Source organism: Candidatus Sulfurimonas marisnigri (assembly GCF_015265475.1).
Lineage (GTDB): Bacteria > Campylobacterota > Campylobacteria > Campylobacterales > Sulfurimonadaceae > Sulfurimonas > Sulfurimonas marisnigri.
In genome coordinates, this window is the sequence record NZ_CP054493.1 from 2,164,001 (window position 1) to 2,186,892 (window position 22,892).

General features: G+C 34.8%; 25 protein-coding genes and 1 pseudogene. 8 read left to right on the forward strand and 18 right to left on the reverse strand.

Annotated features, from left to right (window positions below; genetic code table 11):
• Positions 1–52 precede the first annotated feature (52 nt).
• Positions 53–895, reverse strand: coding sequence for an N-carbamoylputrescine amidase (gene aguB, locus HUE87_RS10950; protein ID WP_194366427.1), 843 nt, complete (start codon positions 893–895; stop codon positions 53–55).
• A gap of 31 nt (positions 896–926) precedes the next feature.
• Positions 927–1,217: pseudogene (locus HUE87_RS10955) on the reverse strand (peptidylprolyl isomerase); the annotation flags it as partial.
• A gap of 70 nt (positions 1,218–1,287) precedes the next feature.
• Between HUE87_RS10955 and HUE87_RS10960 the strand changes: the two are divergent.
• Genes HUE87_RS10960 through HUE87_RS10980 form a run of 5 tightly spaced genes read left to right on the forward strand, consistent with a single transcriptional unit; the run spans position 1,288 to position 5,396 of the window.
• Positions 1,288–2,670, forward strand: a complete 1,383-nt coding sequence (locus tag HUE87_RS10960) for a hypothetical protein (RefSeq protein WP_194366429.1) — start codon at positions 1,288–1,290, stop codon at positions 2,668–2,670.
• Positions 2,671–2,721: 51 nt separating this feature from the next.
• Positions 2,722–3,459: a molybdate ABC transporter substrate-binding protein gene (modA, locus tag HUE87_RS10965; RefSeq protein ID WP_194366430.1), complete on the forward strand. Its 738-nt coding sequence runs from the start codon at positions 2,722–2,724 to the stop codon at positions 3,457–3,459.
• Positions 3,456–3,857: a TOBE domain-containing protein gene (locus tag HUE87_RS10970; RefSeq protein ID WP_194366431.1), complete on the forward strand. Its 402-nt coding sequence runs from the start codon at positions 3,456–3,458 to the stop codon at positions 3,855–3,857. The genes modA and HUE87_RS10970 overlap by 4 nt, the downstream gene beginning before the upstream one ends.
• Positions 3,850–4,545: a molybdate ABC transporter permease subunit gene (gene modB / locus HUE87_RS10975; RefSeq protein ID WP_194366432.1), complete on the forward strand. Its 696-nt coding sequence runs from the start codon at positions 3,850–3,852 to the stop codon at positions 4,543–4,545. The genes HUE87_RS10970 and modB overlap by 8 nt, the downstream gene beginning before the upstream one ends.
• Positions 4,542–5,396, forward strand: a complete 855-nt coding sequence (locus tag HUE87_RS10980; RefSeq protein ID WP_194366433.1) for an ABC transporter ATP-binding protein — start codon at positions 4,542–4,544, stop codon at positions 5,394–5,396. The genes modB and HUE87_RS10980 overlap by 4 nt, the downstream gene beginning before the upstream one ends.
• Before the next feature lie 114 nt (positions 5,397–5,510).
• On the opposite strand, the gene HUE87_RS12830 is transcribed toward HUE87_RS10980, so the two are convergent.
• The 4 genes from HUE87_RS12830 to HUE87_RS12845 all read right to left on the reverse strand — a co-directional run bounded on the left by HUE87_RS12830 (position 5,511) and on the right by HUE87_RS12845 (position 6,759).
• Entirely contained in the window at positions 5,511–5,645 is a 135-nt protein-coding gene (locus tag HUE87_RS12830) for a hypothetical protein (protein WP_268246169.1), read from the reverse strand.
• 204 nt (positions 5,646–5,849) lie between these two features.
• The gene (locus HUE87_RS12835; protein WP_268246170.1) at positions 5,850–5,984 is read right to left on the reverse strand and encodes a hypothetical protein; all 135 of its coding nucleotides are present in this window, start codon (positions 5,982–5,984) and stop codon (positions 5,850–5,852) included.
• Between the two features lie 301 nt (positions 5,985–6,285).
• Positions 6,286–6,420, reverse strand: a complete 135-nt coding sequence (locus tag HUE87_RS12840; RefSeq protein ID WP_268246169.1) for a hypothetical protein — start codon at positions 6,418–6,420, stop codon at positions 6,286–6,288.
• Positions 6,421–6,624: 204 nt separating this feature from the next.
• Entirely contained in the window at positions 6,625–6,759 is a 135-nt protein-coding gene (locus tag HUE87_RS12845) for a hypothetical protein (RefSeq protein ID WP_268246170.1), read from the reverse strand.
• Between the two features lie 282 nt (positions 6,760–7,041).
• On the opposite strand from HUE87_RS12845, the gene HUE87_RS10985 reads away from it, so the two are divergent.
• Both HUE87_RS10985 and HUE87_RS10990 read left to right on the forward strand, forming a co-directional pair.
• Positions 7,042–8,313, forward strand: a complete 1,272-nt coding sequence (locus tag HUE87_RS10985) for an NAD(P)/FAD-dependent oxidoreductase (RefSeq protein ID WP_194366434.1) — start codon at positions 7,042–7,044, stop codon at positions 8,311–8,313.
• An 81-nt stretch (positions 8,314–8,394) separates the two neighbouring features.
• Positions 8,395–9,540, forward strand: a complete 1,146-nt coding sequence (locus HUE87_RS10990) for a cytochrome c3 family protein (RefSeq protein ID WP_194366435.1) — start codon at positions 8,395–8,397, stop codon at positions 9,538–9,540.
• A gap of 3 nt (positions 9,541–9,543) precedes the next feature.
• On the opposite strand, the gene HUE87_RS10995 is transcribed toward HUE87_RS10990, so the two are convergent.
• From HUE87_RS10995 to HUE87_RS11010, 4 genes are read right to left on the reverse strand one after another with little or no spacing between them, the layout of a single operon-like run.
• Positions 9,544–9,861, reverse strand: coding sequence for a cupin domain-containing protein (locus tag HUE87_RS10995; protein ID WP_194366436.1), 318 nt, complete (start codon positions 9,859–9,861; stop codon positions 9,544–9,546).
• Positions 9,858–10,643, reverse strand: a complete 786-nt coding sequence (gene amrB, locus HUE87_RS11000; protein WP_194366437.1) for an AmmeMemoRadiSam system protein B — start codon at positions 10,641–10,643, stop codon at positions 9,858–9,860. The genes HUE87_RS10995 and amrB overlap by 4 nt, the downstream gene beginning before the upstream one ends.
• A 48-nt stretch (positions 10,644–10,691) precedes the next feature.
• Complete coding sequence (gene amrA, locus HUE87_RS11005; protein WP_194366438.1) at positions 10,692–11,264, reverse strand: AmmeMemoRadiSam system protein A; 573 nt, start codon at positions 11,262–11,264, stop codon at positions 10,692–10,694.
• A 47-nt stretch (positions 11,265–11,311) separates the two neighbouring features.
• On the reverse strand, positions 11,312–12,538 hold the full coding sequence (locus tag HUE87_RS11010; RefSeq protein ID WP_194366439.1) for a cation:proton antiporter: 1,227 nt from the start codon (positions 12,536–12,538) through the stop codon (positions 11,312–11,314).
• A gap of 126 nt (positions 12,539–12,664) precedes the next feature.
• On the opposite strand from HUE87_RS11010, the gene HUE87_RS11015 reads away from it, so the two are divergent.
• Positions 12,665–14,506 carry a GGDEF domain-containing protein gene (locus tag HUE87_RS11015; RefSeq protein ID WP_229855138.1) on the forward strand — a complete coding sequence of 614 codons (1,842 nt, stop codon included), beginning with the start codon at positions 12,665–12,667 and terminating at the stop codon, positions 14,504–14,506.
• 68 nt (positions 14,507–14,574) lie between these two features.
• On the opposite strand, the gene HUE87_RS11020 is transcribed toward HUE87_RS11015, so the two are convergent.
• The 8 genes from HUE87_RS11020 to HUE87_RS11055 all read right to left on the reverse strand — a co-directional run bounded on the left by HUE87_RS11020 (position 14,575) and on the right by HUE87_RS11055 (position 22,826).
• On the reverse strand, positions 14,575–15,447 hold the full coding sequence (locus HUE87_RS11020; RefSeq protein ID WP_194366440.1) for a TIGR01777 family oxidoreductase: 873 nt from the start codon (positions 15,445–15,447) through the stop codon (positions 14,575–14,577).
• Positions 15,448–15,506: 59 nt separating this feature from the next.
• The gene (locus HUE87_RS11025) at positions 15,507–17,744 is read right to left on the reverse strand and encodes an AAA family ATPase (protein ID WP_194366441.1); all 2,238 of its coding nucleotides are present in this window, start codon (positions 17,742–17,744) and stop codon (positions 15,507–15,509) included.
• Between the two features lie 3 nt (positions 17,745–17,747).
• On the reverse strand, positions 17,748–18,629 hold the full coding sequence (gene glyQ, locus HUE87_RS11030) for a glycine--tRNA ligase subunit alpha (protein WP_194366442.1): 882 nt from the start codon (positions 18,627–18,629) through the stop codon (positions 17,748–17,750).
• Between the two features lie 169 nt (positions 18,630–18,798).
• Positions 18,799–19,656, reverse strand: a complete 858-nt coding sequence (locus HUE87_RS11035; RefSeq protein WP_194366443.1) for a damage-control phosphatase ARMT1 family protein — start codon at positions 19,654–19,656, stop codon at positions 18,799–18,801.
• Between the two features lie 114 nt (positions 19,657–19,770).
• Positions 19,771–20,241: a DUF3972 domain-containing protein gene (locus HUE87_RS11040; protein ID WP_194366444.1), complete on the reverse strand. Its 471-nt coding sequence runs from the start codon at positions 20,239–20,241 to the stop codon at positions 19,771–19,773.
• 20 nt (positions 20,242–20,261) lie between these two features.
• Positions 20,262–20,762 (reverse strand): 5-(carboxyamino)imidazole ribonucleotide mutase, encoded by a 501-nt coding sequence (gene purE / locus HUE87_RS11045; protein ID WP_194366445.1) that lies wholly within the window; start codon positions 20,760–20,762, stop codon positions 20,262–20,264.
• Between the two features lie 58 nt (positions 20,763–20,820).
• The gene (locus HUE87_RS11050; protein WP_194366446.1) at positions 20,821–22,113 is read right to left on the reverse strand and encodes a peptidase U32 family protein; all 1,293 of its coding nucleotides are present in this window, start codon (positions 22,111–22,113) and stop codon (positions 20,821–20,823) included.
• The gene (locus HUE87_RS11055; protein WP_194366447.1) at positions 22,110–22,826 is read right to left on the reverse strand and encodes a chemotaxis protein; all 717 of its coding nucleotides are present in this window, start codon (positions 22,824–22,826) and stop codon (positions 22,110–22,112) included. The genes HUE87_RS11050 and HUE87_RS11055 overlap by 4 nt, the downstream gene beginning before the upstream one ends.
• Between the last annotated feature and the right edge of the window lie 66 nt (positions 22,827–22,892).

Sequence of the window (22,892 nt, forward strand, 5' to 3'; positions counted from 1 at the left end):
TATTCTAACCTTTATTGAATTATTTTACATTTTAAAGCAAAAATAGTTCCACTTAGCAGATATTTTTATACATATTAGGCTTTCTATCCCTGAGTAAACCCCAATACTCTCTTTGTTGTGCATTTTCTACCAAATCAATATCTGCATAAATTATCTCTTGTTTGTCTCTGCTGGCTTCTGCTACTTTAGCACCGGTGTAGTCAGTTATAAATGATGATCCGTAAAAAGTCAAACTGCAACTCTCTCCTGCCTCTTCGCCTATTCTATTGGCAACTACAACAGGAACAGTATTTGTAGCTGCATGTCCCATTTGAACTCTTTGCCAATGCTCTTTTGAATCAAGTCCAATTTCTGGCTCACTGCCTATTGCAGTCGGATAAAAGATGATTTCTGCACCCATAAGTGTCAAAGCTCTTGCTGTTTCACAAAACCACTGATCCCAGCAAATCCCCACACCAATCTTCCCATAGGTTGTTTCATAAACTTTAAAACCTGTGTCTCCAGGTTTAAAGTAGAACTTCTCCTCATAACCTGGACCATCTGGTATATGAGTTTTTCGGTAGTTATCCATCACTCTTCCATCAGCGTCTACTACTACTAAAGAGTTAAAATAATCATCTTTGCTTTTTTCAAAATAACTAACTAATATAACTACATGTAGCTCTTTTGCCAAGTTGCTAAAGCGTTGTATTAATTTGTTATTCTCTCTAGGCATTGCCCATGAAAAGTATTTTTCATCCATATCTTTACAAAAGTACAAACCCTCAAATAGTTCTGGTAAAAGCACAATTTGCGCACCATTTTTTGCAGCCTCTACAACCAAATGTTCTGCTTTAAAAACATTAGCCTTTTTATCTTCACTCATACTCATCTGAATTGCGCTTACTTTAATCATAATTTACCTCAATTCTACATAGTAGAAGCTATTAACTTCTACTCGTAACCTCTAAAAGGTGGTAACCAAACTGTGTTTGAACTGGTCCGTAAAGAACTCCCACATCACCGCTAAATACAACTTTGTCAAACTCAGGAACCATCATTCCTGGGCCAAATTCACCTAAATCTCCACCTTGTGCACCCGATGGACACTGAGAGTTCTCTTGGGCAACATCTGAAAAAGATGCTCCATTTTCAATCTCCGACTTTAGTGCATTACACTGCTCTTCACTCTCTACTAAAATATGTCTTGCTGTTGCTGTTGCCATAACTTTTTCCTTATTTTTAAAATTGTTTAGCGTATTTTACTAAAATTTTATGTTACTATGATAAAAAAATTATAGGATATTCATGAAAAGAATCTCAACTAAACTTATTTTTGCTGTTTTAGCGTTTACCTTATCGACAGGTAATCTTCAAGCTGCTGATTGGCTTATGCTTCAAGGTACAGAAAAAAGCTTCGTTAAAAAAGATGGAAAAGTTGTTAAAAACACAAGAAGAACACCTGTCATTTGGGGTTTCATGCAAGTAAACTATAAAAGAGATTTTGGAAATGTTCTAGATACAGGTATCAATAAAACACCTTTTTCTTTGCTAATACCAGATTTAAAAAGCCAATCTGGTGTTAATCTTGGACGTGGACGTTTATCTGCAAGGGGGATGATGGATGAAGAGAATAAAATCAACTACTTTACAATGTTGGCTTTTGAAAATAGTGGAATAACAAACCTAATGAACACAAGAGCTACAACTGGTGAGGTCCTTGTAGATGCTTCTGTTACACTAAAACACATTCCATACGCAAAACTGAGAATTGGGCAGTTTAAAACACCAGGCTCAGAAGAGGGACTAAGAGCAACTTTTGCATCTCCATATATTGAGTTTACCTCTTTTACAAATGGAGAACTTATGGAACGCCAGACTAACGTTGTTGGCTCAGCACAAACTGGAGGACCCGCAGGTGGAGCCACAACAGTTCACTACCAAGGTGACCCATATACATCAGTAAGTGCTTTTAGAGATAAAGGTGTTCAGGTATTTGACACTGTTGCTCTTTCATTTATTCCTAATTACAAACTTACTTATGCTTACATGTACGGTAATGGTAGCAATTTAAAAATGTATTCACCAAGTGGACAAGGAACACATTATGCATATCTAGCATTAGAAAAAGAGTTTGGAAAAGGAAAAGGTTTTTATACGGAGTCTTTAAAGACATATATTTGGGGTCAATCAGGAAATCGTGAAATCATTACTACCGATGCAGGTATTCAAACCAACAAACGCAAAAGATATGGCGTTGGAATGACATACTATAAAGATGGTCTTAGAGTTACATCTGAACTAATGGGTGCAGAAGGTATGATTTTTACAGGTGCTAAAGATAGTGACCCAACAGTTGATGTGGAGACTTGGCAGGTTCAACACGCTGTTGGCGTAGAGAACAAGTCAGTCGGTGGGTACTTTAATGTTCAGTATGAAATAGTTCCAAAAAAGTTTGAGATATTTAGTCGTTATGACCAATATAATCGTTTAACAAATGATACAAAAGCTGAGAGAATATTCAAAACTTTAACTATTGGTGCTTCTTACAGGTTTAAAGGACCAACAAGAGTTGACATTAACTATGCAATGCGGGACGCTTTGGCTGATGGAAATGCTGGTGCACAAACAGTATTGGACAATATAGGAAATCGCTTTATGGTTCAATTTACAGGATTCTTTAAAAACTAAACAAATTAGCGAATCAATAAATTGAAGATAAAATTTTACAAAAGGATTGTGGTGAAGCATATTTTATTACTTATTTTAATATCTATAACTTCACTAACCGCTGGTGGAATAAAAATAGCAGTTGCAGCAAATGTAAGCTATGCAATAGATGATTTGATTAAAGAGTTTAACAAAACCAATCCGAATACAAAAGTAAATGTAACACTTGGAAGCAGCGGAAAGCTTACGGCACAGATAAGTAATGGTGCTCCTTATGAGCTGTTTATGTCTGCAAATATGAGATATCCGAACAAACTTTATGAGAAGAAACTTACTAGTAGTAAACCTGCAGTTTATGCTCAAGGTTCGCTTGCACTTTTTAGCACTAAAAATTTAGATTTTTCTAAAGGGATAGAGCTGCTAAAAGATGATAAAATTTCAAGAATAGCAGTAGCAAACCCTAAAACTGCCCCTTATGGAAAAGCTGCTTTTGAAGCTTTTAAAAATGCTGACATTCTAAAAGTTATAAAGAAGAAATTTGTTTACGGAGAGTCAATTTCACAAACTCTCTCTTACGCAGTTACGGCAACCGACATTGGAGTTGTTGCAAAGTCATCATTATTCTCTCCAAAAATGGCAATGTACAAAAAAAATGTTAACTGGGTTGAAGTTGACTCTAAACTCTACAGACATATAGACCAAGGTATAGTTATTCTTAAAAATTCATCTGAGGCAAAAGCCTTTTATGACTTTATTTTAAGTAAAAGTGCAAAAAAAATCTTTAAAAATTACGGATACACAACAGAGTGAATACATTTATAGCAACAGTTAAAAATATACAGAGTGTAGATAATCTAACTATAGTCAAGTTTGATTTTGATGGTGTGTCGCTTAGTATGATGAGTTTAGAATTAAACAGCAGTGTGAAAGTTGGAGTAAGAGTAAAGATTAGCACAAAACCTACACATGTAGCAATCTCAAAAGCCTTCAGGGGAGAAGTCTCTTACTCAAACCAACTACCTGCAAAAATTATACATGTAGAAAATGGAGAACTTTTAAGTAGCATCACATTACAGGTTAACAGCACAACTTTAGAGTCTATAATTACAAAGGAATCAAGTGAAAGAATGAATCTACATCTAGACGACGAAGTAACTGCGTTTATAAAAGCGAATGAGCTCTCTATTTTGGAAATTTTAAATGATTGAGATTTTACAAAACATTGAATTTACTCCATTCTTACTATCTTTTAAACTAGCAGGTTTGACAACTCTGATACTTTTTATTTTATGTTTGCCACTAGCTTGGTACCTCTCGCAAACCAGCTCAAAAGCAAAACCCTTTTTAGAAGCCATTACGGCTCTGCCGATAGTTCTGCCCCCTTCTGTTTTAGGTTTTTATATACTTTATGCACTCTCGTACAACTCACCTATAGGGGCTTTTTTTAAAGAGTTTTTCGGAGTTGACTTGGTTTTCAATTTTACGGGACTTGTGGTGGCTAGCTGTTTTTACTCTCTCCCTTTTATGGTTCAGCCTCTACAGAGTGGTTTTGAGTCTATAAATAAAAACATGCTTGAAGCCTCTTACATAAGCGGAAAAAGCAAGTTAGTAACTATTTTTAGAGTAGCTCTTCCAAATATAAAACCGGCTCTTATAACAGCAGTTATTGTAACCTTTGCCCATACAGTCGGTGAGTTTGGAGTAGTTCTTATGGTTGGTGGAAGCATTCCCGGTGAGACAAAAGTAGCTTCTGTTGCAATCTATGAGATGGTTGAGATTATGGACTACTCATCTGCTCATATCTACAGTGCAATTATGGTTATTATGAGCTTTTTAGTTCTACTTGGGGTTTATACTTTCAGCCATAAGCAAAAGTTTTCCGGGTTTATAAAATGATAAAAATCAACATAAAAAAAAATCTTCACGGCTCGCAGGCAGATATGCTTTTAGACGTAAACATAGAGATAAAAAGTGGTGATTTTATAGCACTTAGCGGGAAAAGCGGAAGTGGGAAAACAACTCTTCTACGCATCTTAGCAGGGCTTGAAAAGGCAACAGGCAATCTACATGTAGATGATAAAGTATGGCTAGACGAAAATAAATTTATGCCTGTTCAAAAAAGAGAAATTGGTTTTGTATTTCAAGACTATGCCTTGTTTGAAAACATGAGTGTTTTGGATAATCTTTTGTATGTTCAAAAAGATAAAAAACTAGCAGATCATCTTCTACATGTAACAGAACTAAGTGAGTTAAGAAATAGAGTTCCAAACACTCTAAGCGGTGGGCAAAAACAGAGAGTTGCACTCTGTCGCGCTATGATGAAGAGACCAAAACTACTTCTTTTAGATGAGCCTTTATCTGCTCTTGACACTACTATGAGAACGAAACTTCAAAATGAAATCCTTACACTTCATAAAGAGTTTGGAACAACTACAATTATGGTTAGTCATGACCCAAGTGAGATTTATAGACTTGCTTCAAGAGTTGTAGTGCTAGAGCATGGGAAAATAATAAACGATGGAACTCCAAAAGACATACTCCTTCGTACATCAGGAAGCCAAAAATTCTCATTCGAGGGTGAACTTTTAGAGATAAAAAAGGTAGATATTATTTTCGTAGCAATTATATCCATCGGTCAGCAATTGGTTGAGATAGTTGTTAGTCAAGAAGAAGCTAAAAGTTTAAAGGTTGGTGATTTAGTCAATGTAAGCACTAAAGCATTCAGTCCAACCATCACCGCATACTGAACGTAAATACCTCACATGAAGCGTAAAAGTAGGAGAGAATTTATGCCCCAAGGAGGAGATGACACTTAGAAAAGTGTCACATCTTGAAAGTTTAAAAAGTTTTAGAACGTATTCTTAAAACACCATATCTAAATGCGGAGACGTACTAGGAATATTAATACCTGCATCATCGTAAACCGACATGTGGTGAGCGAATGCGCTTGAAGCTAATGCTCCAAATAAAAGTGCTACTGTAATAATTTTTTTCATGTTAATCCTTTGTTTTTTGATAGGTAAATTATAACAGTTCTGCGTAAGCGATATGTTAGCAGTTGCTAGAAAAATATTGAAATAAGAGAAGCTCTTTTAGGTGTATTTAGAATAATAAAAAAGTATGAAAATATTAAATAAGAAGATTATATATATGAGAAAAGAAGAATGATTAAAGGCGTGGCTTAGAGCCACACCATAGTATTAAAAAGTTAAATCTAAGTGCCCAGAAGTATCCGCTATATTTCCACCTGCTGTGTCAGACGGTGACGGATGATGTGCAAACGCACTTGAAGCTAAAGCTGCTAATACTAATAGAGTTGCTGTAATTTTTTTCATGTTAATCCTTTGTTTTTTGATAGGAAAATTATAACACTTCAGTGTAAGCGATATGTTAGTGCTATGAATAATCAAATAATACATAATAATCTTGATAATACTTTTACAGTTGAAACAACCGTGAGTCAAAAATAAGCTAAAATTTAAAGGTTAATGATTTATTTAATGAAAGTTAATTGCATACTGAATGTAAATACCTCACATGAAGCGTAAAAGTAGGAGAGAATTTATGCCCCAAGGAGGAGATGACACTTAGAAAAGTGTCACATCTTGAAAGTTTAAAAAGTTTTAGAACGTATTCTTAAAACACCATATCTAAATGCGGAGACGTACTAGGAATATTAATACCTGCATCATCGTAAACCGACATGTGGTGAGCGAATGCGCTAGAAGCTAATGCTCCAAATAAAAGTGCTACTGTAATAATTTTTTTCATGTTAATCCTTTGTTTTTTGATAGGTAAATTATAACAGTTCTGCGTAAGCGATATGTTAGCAGTTGCTAGAAAAATATTGAAATAAGAGAAGCTCTTTTAGGTGTATTTAGAATAATAAAAAAGTATGAAAATATTAAATAAGAAGATTATATATATGAGAAAAGAAGAATGATTAAAGGCGTGGCTTAGAGCCACACCATAGTATTAAAAAGTTAAATCTAAGTGCCCAGAAGTATCCGCTATATTTCCACCTGCTGTGTCAGACGGTGACGGATGATGTGCAAACGCACTTGAAGCTAAAGCTGCTAATACTAATAGAGTTGCTGTAATTTTTTTCATGTTAATCCTTTGTTTTTTGATAGGAAAATTATAACACTTCAGTGTAAGCGATATGTTAGTGACATAAGAAATCAAAAAACATTTATCTAGAAGAGTAAAAATATTGTAGTGTTAGCGACGTCATATAAAAAATATGCTAAAATCCAAAAAAATTATTTATAAAATAAAATTTAAGAAAAACTAAATATACAATAAAGTCTTCTTACTAAGCCTCCGTCTTGCTGCTATTGTTTACTCTTTTTTCCAATAAAGAGTGTGCTTCGTATTAATAATAAAAGCTTGATGCTAGTACAAAAGCATTTAGCCATAAAACTACACAATAAATTTAAAAGAAATGAGAAAACAATATTGAGCAAACATGTAGTAATTATAGGTGGTGGATATGGTGGTCTTCGTGCCATAGAGTTTTTAGATAAATATGAAGATGTAAAGTTAACACTAATTGACAAAAATCCATATCACTATCTTCAAACTGAAGCTTATGGATATGTAGCTGGAAGGTTTAATATGCATGACATTGCTATTAATCTCAGCAGTTGGTGTAGTGGCTTTAAAGAGAAAGTTCGTTTCATACACAAAGAAGTGACAACAATCGACTTCCAAAAGCAGAATATAGATTTAGAGAATATGGAAATAGCTTATGACTATCTAATAATTGCAACAGGTGCTCAGACTAACTTTTTTTCATTTATAGATGGACTAAAAGAGCATAGTTATGGCGTTAAAAATCTAAAAAGAGCCTATTCATTCAGACAAAAATTTGAAGATATAATATATAAAAAACTACTAAATACAAAAGACACAAATGATGGTGAAGTAAATATCGTTATTGGCGGTGCCGGACTAAGTGGAGTTGAGATTGCTGCTGAAATGGCACATGTTATTGATGTTCACAGCAAAACAATTGGTGAAGCGGCAAAAGACATTAAAATATATCTTGTTGATGCAAGTGAAACCATACTTCCTGGTATGGGCAAATATACTATCTCTCATACAAAAAAAAGATTAGAAAAACTAGATGTAATAATTCTTACAAATACTTTCATAAACAATCTTGACGACTCGTATATATACTTTAGAGATGGTCAAAAACTGAACTACTCTTTCATGGTTTTTACTGGGGGAATTAAAGCAACCAAGCTAAACACTACAATCAATCATGACAAAAATAGAGTTGATCAACTTATCCCAGATTCAGAGCTAAATATACAAGGTAAAAAGAATGTGTTTGCTTTAGGTGATTGCGTAGAGCTTAGAGATAGAAATGGCAATATACTTCCACCCACAGCACAAATAGCGGAAAAAAGTGCCGAGTATGTAGCAAAAACAATCAGAAAAAGAATAGATGGCAATAAAACAAAACCATTCAACGGAAGTGTCGCTGGTGTTTTTGTTGCGCTTGGCGGCAATTATGCTGTTGGAGAGATGTTTAAATTTATAAAAGTAAAAGGCTACAAAGCCTATTTGCTTAAAAAAGCGATAACTAGTGCGTATCATTTTGGACTTCGTCTACGTATAAACAGCGGTTTTAAAAACAGAATAAAAGAAACATAGCTACACTAAAAGTTCTATAAGTTTAAAATCCTGAAAATAAAATTATGTTACAATTCTAAAAATATTTTTCAGGAAAACTAAATGAAAAAATCTCATTTTACAAACTTTATCTTTTTATCTTTTTTATTTATATTGTTTACAAACACTCTTTACGCAAAAGAGTCAGCCAAAAAAATGATTAAACATAAGCCTTATGCAAATAAAGAGTGTGCTTCATGTCATGTAGACAAAAAAGGTGAATCAGGTGAGTTAAAAGAAGATATTCCAACTCTATGTTACACTTGTCACGATAACTATGACAACAATAACTTTATTCATGGACCTGTCGGTGCCGGCGGATGTATGTTGTGTCACGACCCGCATGAATCTGAAAATCCAAAGCTTCTTGTTTACAAGACAATAAATGAACTTTGTACTACATGTCATACTGAAAAAGGCGAGATGTTGGCGACTGTGGACAACATACATCCGCCTGTAAAAGATAGTTGTATAAACTGTCATGACCCACATGCAGAAAATAACAAGTTTCAGTTAAGAGGCGACAGAACACAAGAGTTATGCCTTATGTGTCATATTGAGAAAAAAGAGAGAATAAGCAACTCTAAAAATAAACATGGTGCAATTGAGATGGGCGATAAGTGTTTAAACTGCCATGACCCACATGCAACTGGACGTCCTAGAATGCTTAAAGCGGAAACTCCAAAAGATTTATGTCTGCAGTGTCATAGCAATGAGTGGAATCGTGAAGAAGACGGAACAACTCTTATGAATATGGGAGAGCATCTTGAAAACAATCCTGATCATCATGGACCTATTTTATGGGGAGATTGTGCTGCTTGTCATAATCCTCACGGATCTGATAATTTAAGAATGCTAAAGCAACCATTTCCAGAAAAAGCAACACAAAAGTTCTCTCCTGATGGATATATTTGTTTTAAATGTCATGAGCCTAAGAAAATAGAAGAGAAATACACAACAGAATTTACAAACTTTAGAAAGGAAGAAAAAAATCTTCACTTTATACATGTAAAAGACAAAAGTATTACATGTAAAGCTTGTCATGATTATCATGGAAGTAGGAATCTTCCGCACCACTTAAGAGAAAAATCTTCTTTTGGCAGTGCGAAGTTTTCACTTCATTTTCTCGAAAAACCTACAGGAGGTTCATGTAACCCAATCTGTCACCAAAGAAGAGAGTACGATAGAGAAAATCCAAAAGTTAAATAGTTACTAATAATGAACTGCCAACCAGACACTCTCTTGGTTTGGCTTTGTCCAAGATACTCTATGTTTTTTATGTGCAGGAATATTAAGATAATCACCAGCTTTTAACCTAACATCATCTTCATTAAAAAAGGAGACGATAGCTTCCCCTTTAAGTAAAATAACCCACTCGTAACTATCTTGGTCATACCACTCAGACTCTGCTGTAGTATGTCCATATGAAACTATACGCTCAATTTTTAAGCCATCCTTTGAGATTAGATCCTCAAAAAACTCCTCTTTAAGTTGCTTTGGAATTTTTTCAAATATATTTGATTTATTCATGAGAAGCATGCACTCATATATCCTACCACCCTCTCTGTATCGTCGCTTGCATCAGCACTAGTTTTATAGTCAAGCAGATGAGAAGATAATCCTAGCTTTTTTGCACTTAGCATCATAGCTTCAACGCCAATCATTCCACATGCTTCACACCCTCTATGAAGCATATTTAAATCAAGGCTTTTTACTGCTTCTAAGCAGATATTATCAAGTCTGTTTGCATCTTCAAGATTATAAAAATGACTTAAATCTGTGCTAATAATAACTCCGCAATCTTCTTGCTTTAAAACAAAATCTATAATCTCTGAAATATCTTGCGCTCTAGCATTGCTATATACTAATTCTACTACATGTACATCTTGCATGTAGTGTTTGATAAAAGGAAACTGCACCTCAGTGGAGTGTTCCGCGTGTGCTTGAGTAAAGCATGAAATCGAAAAGTTGTCTTGAAGTTTTTTAGCTAAGGTACCTGCTGCTTTTATATCTCCAAATGGAGTTACATAGCTTTCATAATCGCAAAGACTGACTCCTTCAAAACCCATCCTGTGAGAAGGTCCAATAACGACAAAATTTTTAACACCTTGTTTTTCTAAAACTCTGTAAGCTATATTGGCTGTATATCCAGAATATATATACCCAGCATGTGGCACTATAACCGCCCTGCTTTTTACATCTGGAATTATAAAACTCTCATCATACACATTGGTAAAATGTTCAAAATACCTCTCTAGTTCAACCTCTCTGGCCGGATAAAATGTCCCTGACACACTCATTTCTCTTTTCATAAGTAAACTCCTCTTATGTTCTTTTTACATGTAACACTGATTATACCTCTACAACGGAAGTATTTCATCGAAATTCGCTTCTATTGCATCAACACTGAATCTGTAGATAGTTGGATGGTCAACGTATATATATGGAGTTGCACCGGCTTTCATACTTAGATGTTCTAAAAATAGTTTAGGAGTTGGAAGCTGTTCCCAAACTTGAGGTAAAAAGGTTCCGTGGTATGCACGGTGTTTTAAAATAAGTCCATCAACCTTTGGCTTAACCTTTTCACATAAATCCTCAAAATCTTTATACTCTAAAATTGTAGGTTCACTTAAAACAGAAACTTCTAGCGAGATATTAGAGAGTTCATCTACATGTATGTGTTCAAATCTGGGGTCACTGAACCCTGCAGAGATGGCGTTATAAACAATATCATCATAAAGTGTACGATGCGCAACTATAGAACCTATACAGCCACGTAAATCGTTATTATATTTTAGAGTAACAAATGCAGCTGCATCTTTTTTTAAAAATGGAAATTTACTCAAAACACTCTTTTCATCAAATATATACTTATTATCAAGCTCACTAAGTATTGCACTCTTAGCAATTCTCAAAACAACAGAATTTAGCATTTTAACACCTTTAGTATTATTTATAGCCTCTGTGTTATTTTACTACTTTAAACATTATTAAATATTAAATTCTTCTTTTTTTCAATGTCACCACTCTTTTGTAAAGCATATTTAGTCATAAAAGGTCCTATTATCTCATGTATTAATGTTGTGGCAATGACTATATTTAAAATAATTGGGGCAACACTTTGAAGTCCTTCATGTTTTTGAATAGACAAGGCAAGCCCTATGGCTACGCCGGCTTGGGGGAGAAGAGCCATTCCCATATATTTTTTAACAATCCTATTGCTACCAGATACTATTGCTCCTATATAACAGCCAATAATTTTTCCAAAAACTCTCAGAACTACATACAACACTATCGCAATGGGAAGAGTAAAAATTGCGCTTATCTTTAAGTGCATAGCAGATATGATGAAAAACAGCATAAAAATAATCTCTACTAAATGGTTATCTATCTCCTCTTCTACTAAATCAAAATCTGGTGACATATTTGTAATTACTACGCCCATAACCATAGAACTAAGAAGAGGCTCCAGCTTCAAATATTCACTAAGACTGTAAACTATAAAAATAAGCCCAAGAGTAGAAATTGTCTCCATCCCTTTGTGATGTGTAAAAATCTTTTCCATAATAGTATTTAGAAGTCCAGCTATTATGCCAAGAATAGTGCTAAATAAAATAAGCGATAGAGCCTGGGCAAGATTTGTCCACTCAAACACTCCACTTTCTATAAGTGTTACTCCTGCAGTCAGTGCCAAAGTAAAAACAATCAAAGATATTGCATCATCAATAGCTATTACTGCTAATAGGGTTGAAGTAAAGTTTCCTTTGGCTCGTAGTTCATAAACAAGAGCAAGAGCTGTTGCTGGAGCTGTTGCAGCAGCAATACCACCTAATAAAAGTGCAATAAATAGTATCTGTTGCGATGGAAAATTTAAAATATTTCCCATTAATATAAACCCAACCACTACAACTATAAAAGCTCCCAAAGACTGAAACACTGTTATGTAAACAACCTCCCTGCCATGCCCTTTAAGGTTTGATACTTTAAGAGTAGCTCCAACTAATACAGCAATTATAGAGAGTGCCAAATCGGTAATAATATGAGTATTATCAACAAATTCATTAGGAATAAGAGCTAGTACCTCAGGTCCTATAATAAGACCAAGCATTAAGTAACCAACTACACGAGGAGTATGTAGTTTCGGGCTAAGCCATTCAGTAAGTGCTCCAAGGACAAAAATTATCCCTAAGTAAAAAAGTGTTTCCATATATACTCTCCTTATAAATACATATTATAGTAGCATAAAAAATAATTTATAATATAATCAGTTAATATGTATATAAAATAATTTATTTTACGCTAAAATTTTCATTATTAAAAAAAAGGTTGATTGATGGAATCAAAACAAAAAGTTATTGTATCACTAGTTATTATTTTTACTCTGTTTTTTATAGCTATGATAGTTAGCACAGTAGTAAATTTTAGAAACTACGGTATAAAAACAGCTGAAGACAAGGCTAGCATTACTGCAGAAATTGTAAAGATAGGTCTAACTGCACATATGGTTAATGGAATTACAGATCAGAGAGACTATTTTCTAAAACAGATAGGCGATGTAGAGAAGATTAGTCAACTTTGGATAGCAAGATCTCCTAGCGTTGTAAAACAGTACGGAGAAGGTCATAATAATGAAGTACCAAGGGATGATATAGATAAAGAGGTGCTTGAAACTGGAAATACAAAATCAATCACTACGGAAACACTAAGTAAAAGCACAATGCGTGTAACTATCCCTTTTGCTGCATCAGAATTTCAGACTCCAAGCTGTATGGGGTGTCATGAGGCAAAAGAGGGGGAAGTTTTAGGTGTTGTAAGTATGGTAATGGATATAACTGAACTTCGTATGGGTAGCATTAGAACCGTTCTTTATAATATGGGGCTTACATTGATTGCTGTCTTATTTGTTTTTATAGTAATAAATAGGTTTATCAAACCATTCGTCAGTATATTTTATTCTATAAGGGATGTTATGAATGGTGCAAAACATGGTGACTACTCTATCAGAGTTAAAGGTTCTAAGAATGAGGAGAACTCTTCATTGGCAAGCCTTTTAAACTCTCTTCTGGAAAAACTGCAACATACCTTTGAAGAGCTGGATAAGAAAGTATATGTATTTATAAAAAATAAGAACTATGTGAAAGAGGCTGACCCCCTTAAAAACATCAACTGTACAATAGATAGACTATCTGACATCTACAAGTTTAAACAGACTATAGAGAATGATAAAGAGCTAGAAGATATATATAACAGAATAGCATACGTTTTGAAAAATCATTTTAATCTAAATGACTTTACTATTGTTGAAATTGACACTATGAATAAGCTCAAAAAAATCGTTCACTCAGAAAAAGAGTGTCACTGTGATGTCATAGAAAACGAGTGTAGAGCAGACCGTATAAATGCAAGTGTAGACTCAACTGTTTTTGCAAACTCCTGTGAACTCTCTAAACTTGAAGAGGGAAAAGAGTATATCTGTACTCCGTATACAATATCAAATGAACTGCAACTTGTTCTAACAATTGTTACAAGTGATGAGAAGCAGACTGAATATGTAAGATCTATAATGAGTGATATAGAAGATTATATAACAACAGCACGGCCTGCAATAGTTGGAAAAAAATTGATGCAAACTCTTAACAAAATAGCAAGAGTTGATCAACTTACTAATATGTACAATCGAAAGTTTTTAGACGAATTTGCTGATATATCGGTTCCGCAGGCACTTCGCGCAAATACATCGTATGGTGTTTTAATGATTGATATTGATTACTTTAAAATGATAAATGACGACTATGGACACGATGTAGGTGATGAAGCTATTCGCATAGTCTCTGGTGTAATCAGAAAACAGATACGCAAATCTGACCTTGCGATTCGTTATGGTGGGGAGGAGTTTATAGCACTTCTATACAACTGTAATGAAGAGAATATTATAAAAATCGCAGAATCAATAAGAGTAGAATTTTCTAAACAAAAGATTCCTGCAGCTGGTAAAACATTTAGTAAAACATTAAGTGTAGGGTGTTCTCGTTTCCCGCAAGACAGTGACAGTATTTGGAAATGTATTAAATTTGCTGATATTTCATTGTACCAGGCAAAAGAGGGTGGAAGAAACCAAGTTGTGGCTTTCAAACAAGAGATGCTTGATAACAAAGAGATGGGTGAGAGTTACTAACTACAACTAAAGCAATACGGTGTCTTACCGTGTTGCTTAAAATATTCTACATGAAGAAAATATATTTATTAATTGATTATACTTTCTAAAGCATCTTCAAATTTTTCATAATCAAAAGCAAAACCATTTTCAAGTAACTTTGTTGGATACACCTCTTTTGAATCAAGCATAACAGTAGATCCCTCTCCAAAAACAAGTTTCAATATAAAAGATGGAACTGTGAAAAAAGTAGGCCTATGTAGCAGTTTTCCTAAGATTTCTGTCTGTTCATTATTCGATATAGGAAATGGTGAGGTAAAGTTTACAGAGCCTCTGATTTCTGGAGTTTTTATAATAAATTCAATAGCTCTAAGTAAATCATCTATATGTATCCATGAGACCATTTGTGAGCCGTTACCAATGTTTCCGCCAACTCCCATTTTAAATGGAGGCAACATCTTTTGCATCGCACCACCCTCTTTTGCGTATATAACACCAAACCTCATCTGCACTGACCTGACACCATGAAATTCAGCTTTTCTGGCCTCTGCTTCCCAATCTTGACATAAGTTAGATAAAAAATCATCCGCAAAATTTTGAGAATCATCATTGTTTGAGTAAGTGGAATTATAAATACCTACAGCAGATGCAGTTAAAAAAAGTTTCGGTTTATCTTTACACAGCGCCATAGCATCGACTAGCTTTTTAGTTGTATCTATGCGGCTGCTGTAAAGATTTCTCTTATACTCCTCACTCCAACGAGCTAAAATAGTAGTTCCACTTAGGTTAATTAATATGTCACACTTCTCTAGCTGCTTAGATATACTCTCTATCAGTGTATCTTGGCGTACTTTTATACCAATCACTTCATTGTGTTTTGAATTAAACAGAGTTTCTAATTTTGAGCCAACTAAGCCGCTTTTGCCGCAAATCACTATTTTTAGTTTATTTCCTATTGACATGTAATACTCCTCAAAACAAATATTGTTTTGATTATAGAGCGATGTTAATAAAAAAGCCCTTATAGTTCCAAAAGAACGGTATCTCTTCTGGTAACTTCAAATTTCTTGCAGGCACTCTCAAAAGCTCCACTCTCACCAATTAAAATACACTTATGCTTAGCTCTAGTAACCGCTGTATAAATCAACTTTGTGTTGTGCATAATAAAGTGAGAGAAACTCATAGGGATAACAACAATGTCGTACTCCATCCCTTGAACTTTGTGAATGGTAAGAGCATAAGAGAGCATCAAGTGGGACTTTAACTCTTCGTACTCATATACAACTACAACATCCTCATTTGGGTAAAAAACAAACACCTGCTCATCTTCTTCTTCTATCTTAAAAAGCAGTCCGCTCATGCCGTTAAATATTCTTCTTTGACTCGACTCTTCCCCGCTCTTAAAACCATCTGTGCTCCATGAAGTCATGTTCTCATTTTTTGTGTGGACAACTTTGTCCATAAGTCTAAACTCACTCCCCCCTTTTTTAACACACTTTTTAGGGTTTGGATTAAAGTACTCCTGCAAAACTATGTTAAGATTGTTTGAGCCCAGAGTTCCGCCCTTCATTGGGGTTATAACTTGAAAATAATTCAGATACTCTTTTATCTGCTTGTTGCTCAGTCTATATCTTGCCTTCTCGATTGACTCTACAACTTTATGCACGATTTGAGTAACAATCTGAGAGGCGTTATCCTCACGCATATCTTGTAACTCATTTTGTGAGAGTTGATTTTTCACAGCATAGTAGTTAGCCATACTAACATCAATAAACTCAAAATCCTCATACTGCATCCTATACTCCGGCACAATCCCTTTTCGTATATCATTAGCTATTAAAGTTATAGCTTGATCTTCGCTCTGTCGGTAGATTTTTGTAAGCTTTACTATCGGTGCCAATTTTAATTCTAAAACGTCACTTAAAATATTTCCTGCACCTATTGGCGGTAGTTGTGCATCATCTCCAACAACAATAAGCACGGCTTTATTACTTATCTTTCTCACAAGTCTTGCAAAAAGAGACGAGTTAATCATGGAAGCTTCATCTATAAGAACAACAGAAAATGGAAAATGGTCCCTATCCTCAAACTTTACTAAAAGAGATTGAATTGTTGCACTCTCATAACCTGTGGTATCTGCAATTCTCTGAGATGCTATGCCACTTAAAGCACATGTCATTATCTCTTTTGCATCGTATCTTGTATTTAACAAATCAAGTATAGTTTTTGAGGTTGTACTCTTCCCTGTTCCTGCATACCCGACTAAAAAAAGGAGTGATGCACCTTCATTAATCTTTTGAACTGCCTCTTTTTGCTGTTCTCCAAGCTGTAATTCACTCTCTTTTAAAAATTCATCCAAATTACCGACTAAACCGCCACTGTCTTTTTTTGCCCGCTCTTTAAAAGTGTCATATAAATATTTTTCAGAGTCATAAAGCCTAGCTGGAGAAACTCTGCTATTTTTCATAATAACAATACTTTGCTCACTAACTCTCTCAATAAGTGCCACTTCATACAGATGGTTTTTATCGCTGAATCCAAGAAGTTCATTAAGTCCGGCAAACAGTATATCTTTTGCTACGCAGCTATTTCCCTGTTGCTCACAGTAATTCATAAGCACATAATCCATAGCAGAACTTATGCGGTTATCATTTTCTGGAGTAACGCCCATTTTAAGTGCCAACTCATCTGCCCTCTTAAACCCTATAGAGTTTATTGAGGTCAAAATATATGGATTGTTTTTTATCTTAGTGCAAGGTTCATCTACGTCTTTCATAGCAGTTGAGATTGTTATAAGCAAAGCCTGAGATACATCATAAGGGCTTAAAAACTCGCCAAGTTTTCTCATGGAGCGAAATTTTTTCCAAGACTCTTGAATCTTCTTTAATCTCTTCTCTTTTATCCCGTTGAACTCCAAAAGTTTTTCTATATCATTATCCAAGATTTCAATAAGCTTCTCATTTCCAAAATGTTCAATGAGTTCAGCGGAGAGCTGTTTAGTAAAACCTTTAACAATTTTGTTTAAAAAGAAAAAAAGTTGATTTTGATTTACTTTGATAGATTCAAATTTGAAGGTTTTTCCGTATTTTTTATGCTCTTCCCAGTAACCTTTTAAGGTTATAGCCGACCCTTTTATATGACTGACTTCGCTCTCATAGTAAGAGCCGCTGACTTTTTCACCGCTTTTTAAAACAGCAATAAAAAAGCCCTCATCCTCAAAAAGTATTTTGTCTATTTGACCGATGAGTGTATCACTCAAGAACTAAGCCTTAACTCTCTCAATTCTCTCAGCTTCTTGTGATTTGTAAAGTTCTGCGCACCCTTTTGAAAGTTCACGGATTTTTAAAATGTAGTTTTGTCTCTCTGTTTGTGAGATAGCTTTTCTTGCATCCAAAACATTAAATGTATTTGCTGCTGCCATACATAAATCGTAAGCAGGAAGAGGAAGTCCAGCTTCAATAGTGCGCAAACACTCTTTACTTTTTGCATTAAAATCAGCAAACAACATCTCAACATCTGCAACTTCAAAGTTGTACTTTGAGAACTCTATTTCACTCTCTTTATGAACATCTCTATAGTAAGTTTTTCCGTGCTTATTTTCATTCCAAACGATGTCAAAAATTGTATCAACACCTTGAAGGTACATAGCAAGTCTCTCAGTTCCGTAAGTAATCTCAACAGCCACAGGGCTACACTCTATCCCTCCAACTTGCTGAAAATAAGTAAACTGAGTAACTTCCATGCCGTTTAGCCAAACTTCCCAACCAAGACCCCATGCACCTAGTGTTGGAGATTCCCAGTTGTCTTCTACAAAACGGATATCGTGCTGTGAAACATCAAGCCCTAGGTACTCTAAAGATTTAAGGTAAAGCTCTTGTATATTATCTGGAGAAGGTTTTATAAGTGCCTGAAACTGATAGTAAGAACCCAATCTATTAGGATTTTCTCCATATCTACCATCTGTCGGTCGGCGAGATGGAGCGACATATGCAACTGACCAAGGGGTTGAATCTAGTGAACGAAGAAATGTTGCTGGATGAAAAGTTCCAGCTCCTGCTGAAATATCATAAGGTTGAACAATATTGCAACCCTGTTTCATCCAAAATTCTTGTAGTTTTAGTAGCATTTCGCTAAAAGTTATCATTTATATACCTTAGTTTTTTTATTACGATATTGAAAGTACTTACGCTATCTACTCTAACACTTTGTTTAACTCAGCATAAAGCTCACGGCAGAAGTAGCTTTTTTTATTAACTTGTTTATATTTTCGTAATTATACCAAGCTGAGTTAAAAGTTAGATTTATTAAAGTTTTTATGCCACTTTACAAACAATATCACCAATCTCTTTACCTAAAGAGTTAGCGACAACACTACATTTTACTTTAAGTAAAAAGCAGATATTTTGTCTATGGGATGGCCTCATACACTCATAATTACCCATCCCTTTTGAGATAACTAGGTCTGCACTGTCAAAAAGTTTCTGAGAGTAGGAGTTAGCACGATTATATGTAAATCCTGGTGTATTCACTCCACTGTCTACCAGCTCACAAAGTTTATCGAACCCAGCTTCTTTTGCCTCTTTCATCGTAACATCATTAATAATCGGATTTCCTCTAACCATATATGAAAATTCTATATGTGGATATAACTCTTTAAGAGTTTCAATAAACAAATAGTCAAATATATGTTCACCCACGTTATCTCCAATAACCAAAACTGTTTTTACTGTAGTTAATTTTTCTTTCAGTATCTCAAAGTCATTATATGCGAAGTTGGTGTCAAATATCTTATTTAGTTCATCCTCTAAATCAAATTCTACAGCAGCTGCTAAATCTATAACATTTCCAGCTACTGCTATTTTTGTTGCAATTAAAAGCTTATTTCTTGAAGATAATAGTCTATCTTTTAGCAGAGGTATAAATGAAAGTGCTTTTTTTGTTGAGAGCTCTTTAACCTCATCGTAAAGATCAGTTTTATTTGCAATTTCTGCGAGTTTTTCATAAACATAAGAGGCAATTTCTGGAGGATTATCTTTAAACGAGAACTCTTTACTCATATGCTCAACTGTCGAAATCATCTCACTTGCTAAAGACTCAGAAGCTTTTATAGCTTTTGCAACTCTAGCACTTTGATTTATTATACAGCCAACACACTCTTCTTCTATATTCATATTTAAATCAACCTTATATATTTTCTCAAAAAAATTATTTTTTGTAGCTTTAGGGGGTTGTAGGGAGTTTGGTCCCTGCCAATACAATGGGCACTATGCTCATTATATTATTAATCAAGTAGTATGTTCATCTATCGCTTTATTCCACATAAGTTTATATTTTCTTCTCATAAACTCAACTTCTTGCTGTGAAAGCTTAAGTTGTTCAGTTAAAGTTGCTATAGTTTTTCTGTCTTCATCATAAAGTTCTTGTAAAGACCCAAGTGCTTCTCTTAAAAATTCATTTTCAGCTCTTACGGCTACAAGAGTTTCATCTTTAGCATCAAGAACTTTCTCATGAAGGTTAATGATTGTGCCGATTGTTTTTTCAACAAACTGAGGCTGAACTAACATATCATGAGTATTGCGAGCAGAGAGTTCTCTTAGTTGAGCTGGAACTACCTCACTTGAACCTTTAGATGGATCAATATATCTAACCCCATCTTCTACCTTTAGAGTGAGTTTTCCTCTATCTGCTAATTCATCAATAGCTGAAAGATCTAACCCCGTAAGTTCCATATACTCTTCATCACTCATCCACTTCATTAATGCCCCTTTTATAAAAACTACAAAGATATAATAGTTTCAATCTCCATAGAGTCCATCTCAACTTTTTTAGCTTTTGCGATTCTGTCTTCTTTTAACTTAACTGCTAACTCTTCATTGTCTAGTGCTAATATCTGCATTGCCAAATAAGCTGAATTAATAGCTCCGGCTTTTCCTATTGCTACAGTAGCAACTGGCATTCCAGCTGGCATTTGAACAGTTGAAAGAAGTGCATCAATACCAGATAGGGCAGATGCACTCATCGGCACACCAATAATAGGTTTGACTGTTTTAGATGACAAAACACCTGCCAAATGTGCGGCCATACCCGCCGCAGCAATGAATACCTGCGCCCCTTTTTTCTCTGCTGTAATTATATACTCTTTAGTTCTCTCTGGTGAACGGTGAGCAGAAGAGATAATCATCTCATAATTTACTCCAAAAGCCTCGAGTGTATCTGAACATGATTTCATTACCTCATAATCACTTTTACTACCTATTACAATTGAAACAAACTTCATTTAGTTTTCCTTATATTATTTTAGATTATACCGCACAAAAGGTGCAAGGTGTTAAAATTCACTTCTTTGGCTGAGTTCCCATGTCCTCGTTTGACGGAATTCTTAAAAAAGTATATGGTGGAAGTTTTGTAGGCAAAGTTATGGGATTTAAATTTCCGCTATGGACTTCATCCCACACTTTTTTATTTTCAGCAAGTAGCTGTTTTAACTTTAAATAGGTTCGTCCATCTCTCTCATATATAGTACCTATTTCATTATTTACAATTTCTACATGTGAGTTTAGCGGAGCTACTATTTCAAGTTCATCATTTGGAAGAGTCTTGTACTTACATAAAAAATGAGTCCCCTCTTCATTAACGATTCCGCTTACCTGGTGCGTACCAAGCTGCATGCTAAAATCCAAACTTTGTGTATCATGTTTTTCGAATGGACGCGACACCAAATAAGCATCTGTATATCCACGATTTTGAAGAGATTGAAGTTCATATTGATATTTATCATTATTCACTCTATCCCCGTAATAATCATCTATAGCCATTCTGTAAGCTTTTGCTGTAACCGCTGCATAATATGCTGTTTTTGTGCGACCTTCAACCTTAACAGAATCAACAACACCGCTATCTAGTATCTCTTTCATATGAGATGCAAGATTTAAATCTTTTGCATTCATAATATATGTACCAATTCCATCATCCTCTTCTAGCTTAAAAAGAGTTCCCGTTTCTGGATTTGCTGCATACATCTCATAAGGAAATCTACAATCATTAGCGCAGCTTCCACGGTTTGGAACTCTACCACTCTGAAGAGTTGAAATAAGGCATCTGCCACTATATGCAAAGCACATGGAGCCATGAACAAATACCTCCAGCTCTAAATCTGGAAGCTCTTTTTTTATCTCTTTTAAATCTTTTAATGATATTTCACGAGCTGTTATTATGCGAGTCGCTCCCATATCATAGTAGACTTTTGCATCGAGAACATTCATTACGTTAGCTTGTGTTGAAAGGTGAAGAGGCATGTCTGGTGCTAACTCGTGAGCAAGTTTTAAGACTCCAGGAGTTGCAACAATAAAAGCATCAGGGTTAAGTTTTGCCATAGCTAAGATATGTTTTTTCAGTAAATTAAGCTGAGAGTTAAAAGGGAAGCCATTTATAGTTACATATACTTTTTTGCCCCTTGCATGAGCGTAAGCTATACCTTCTGCAAATTCTTCCATACTAAACTCTTTACCGGAGCGAATTCGAAGAGAGAAGTGGCTAACTCCACCATATACAGCGTCTGCACCAAAGTCGAACGCAATTTTTAATTTTTCAAGTGTCCCTGCGGGAGATAGAAGTTCTACTTTTTTCATTTATTTCCAAACTGCTCCAAAAGTGCCTCAATTTCATCAACTGAAGCTAAATCAGTGTGTGTATCACCAACAATGTGTTGGGCAGATGATACTCTTTTTTCATCCTCAATTTTACCCTCAAAAAGAGTGCTCATATATCTTGATAGTGCTCTCATTACATTTATAACACGCTCAATTTTTTGGCGATGTATATCTTGATATTGCATAATATCCATAACACTCATAATAGAATCACCACTATTTTGAAGTGCTTCTACAGCTTCATTAGTATCATTTAATGCAGATTTATTTTTCTCTAACTGTGTTTTAAAAGCTTCAACATCCGGAAATTTTTCACTAAGTGTCGTAAAAAGTTCAATATTACTATTTAAGACTTCTATAACATTATTTACATTTTCCTCTTTTTCCATTAACTCGTTACTGATACCTTCAATAATATCAAAAATTTCGCTGGCTTTTTCTTCGCTCTCTTTTGTAACATCATCCAGCTGATGCACCATCTTATTCTCTTCGGTTGCTGGCAAAGGCCAATGATGTGCAGTATCTTCACTGTAGCCTGCTGGTCTATCATCAATTTGTTCAGATTCTTTTTTTACGGATGAATCATCTTCTTCTTCATTTTCTTCCGCTTTATCAGGACCAGCAGCCTCTTCTAAAGTGTCTAAATCGTCAATGTCCCCGTTCATCAAAGCGTCCAACTCTTCTTGTGTCATACAATCTTCTCCGTCTACATAAAATTAGTTAAATTTAATATTTGTCACTATAATATCATAAAAATC